This is a genomic window from Flavobacterium noncentrifugens, assembly GCF_900100375.1.
Lineage (GTDB): Bacteria > Bacteroidota > Bacteroidia > Flavobacteriales > Flavobacteriaceae > Flavobacterium > Flavobacterium noncentrifugens.
Genome location: NZ_FNEZ01000019.1, coordinates 1 through 1,007, shown reverse-complemented (window position 1 = coordinate 1,007; position 1,007 = coordinate 1). Strand labels below are relative to the sequence as shown.

Annotated in this window: 3 protein-coding genes; 2 read left to right on the top strand and 1 reads right to left on the bottom strand. The window is 34.4% G+C overall.

Annotated elements, in window-relative coordinates; genetic code table 11:
* Nucleotides 1-268: 268 nt before the first annotated feature.
* The gene (locus tag BLS32_RS18250; protein WP_091399533.1) at nucleotides 269-514 is read left to right on the top strand and encodes an AbrB/MazE/SpoVT family DNA-binding domain-containing protein; all 246 of its coding nucleotides are present in this window, start codon (nucleotides 269-271) and stop codon (nucleotides 512-514) included.
* On the top strand, nucleotides 505-828 hold the full coding sequence (locus tag BLS32_RS18245; RefSeq protein WP_091399531.1) for a type II toxin-antitoxin system PemK/MazF family toxin: 324 nt from the start codon (nucleotides 505-507) through the stop codon (nucleotides 826-828). Before BLS32_RS18250 ends, BLS32_RS18245 begins: the two co-directional genes overlap by 10 nt.
* On the opposite strand, the gene BLS32_RS18660 is transcribed toward BLS32_RS18245, so the two are convergent.
* Nucleotides 825-1,007, bottom strand: a 183-nt coding sequence (locus BLS32_RS18660) for a hypothetical protein (protein WP_217639584.1), incomplete at its 5' end; no start/stop codon positions are given. The genes BLS32_RS18245 and BLS32_RS18660 overlap by 4 nt on opposite strands.

The window sequence follows — 1,007 nt, the reverse complement described above, 5'->3', positions numbered from 1 at the left end:
TTTGCGCAGAAAAAAATGAATTTAATACGAACTTTTTTCTTTCAATTCAACCGAACGCACAACAGCGGCTAAGCGAGATTGCTGGTTTTCAGTAAGCAGAAATTTTGTTTTCACGAAGAAAGTTTTATCTTGGCTGAGAAAACTCAGTTCGCTTGAATCGCAACCTCGCATAAGCCGCGAAACGTTGTGTGCCATTGCAGAAAAAATCGCGATATATTTGGAAATTTGATTTAAAGTAATAACTTTGTAGTCACTAAAACTTATTGCTATGGATATTTCTGTTATTCCAATTGGAAACTCAAAAGGAATTCGCTTATCGAAAACTTTATTAGAAAAATATAACATTACAGATAAAGTTGAACTCATTCTTGAAAAGGGTTATATCATTTTGAAACCTAAATCTGAACCTAGAAATGGTTGGGAAAAAGCATTTAAGAAAATGCACGAAAACGGAGATGACAAATTATTGATTAACGATTCGTTTGAAGACGAAAATCTTGAAGAATGGATTTAAAACAATACCAAATCGTTTTAGTAAATCTTGATCCGACAATCGGAAGTGAAATGCAAAAAACGCGGCCATGCGTTGTCGTTTCTCCAAATGAAATGAATGAATATTTGAATACAATAGTTGTTGCTCCAATGACAAGCAGTTCAAAAAATTATCCAACAAGAGTTGAAATAAATCACGATAAGAAAAAAGGTTGGATTGTTTTAGATCAGATTAGAACGGTTGACAGACAACGAATAATCAAAGTTTTAGGAAATTTGACTGAAAAAGAATATAAAAAAGTAAAAGAAGTTCTGCGAGAAACTTTTGTAGATTAGAGCAACGGACACACAACAGCGGCTAAGCGAGATTGCTGGTTTTCGGTAACTGGAAATTTTGTTTTCACGAAGAATGTTTTATCCTGGCAGAGAAAACTCAGTCCGCTTGAATCGCAACCTCGCTTAAGCCGCGAAACGTTAGGCAACATATCTGAAAAAATCGTCATAAAATGAAAACC

What these genes read in the sequence shown, in the direction of transcription:
- BLS32_RS18245 (WP_091399531.1), top strand. Translation starts at nt 505, where the DNA reads ATGGATTTAAAACAATACCAAATCGTTTTAGTAAATCTTGATCCGACA.
- BLS32_RS18250 (WP_091399533.1), top strand. Translation starts at nt 269, where the DNA reads ATGGATATTTCTGTTATTCCAATTGGAAACTCAAAAGGAATTCGCTTA.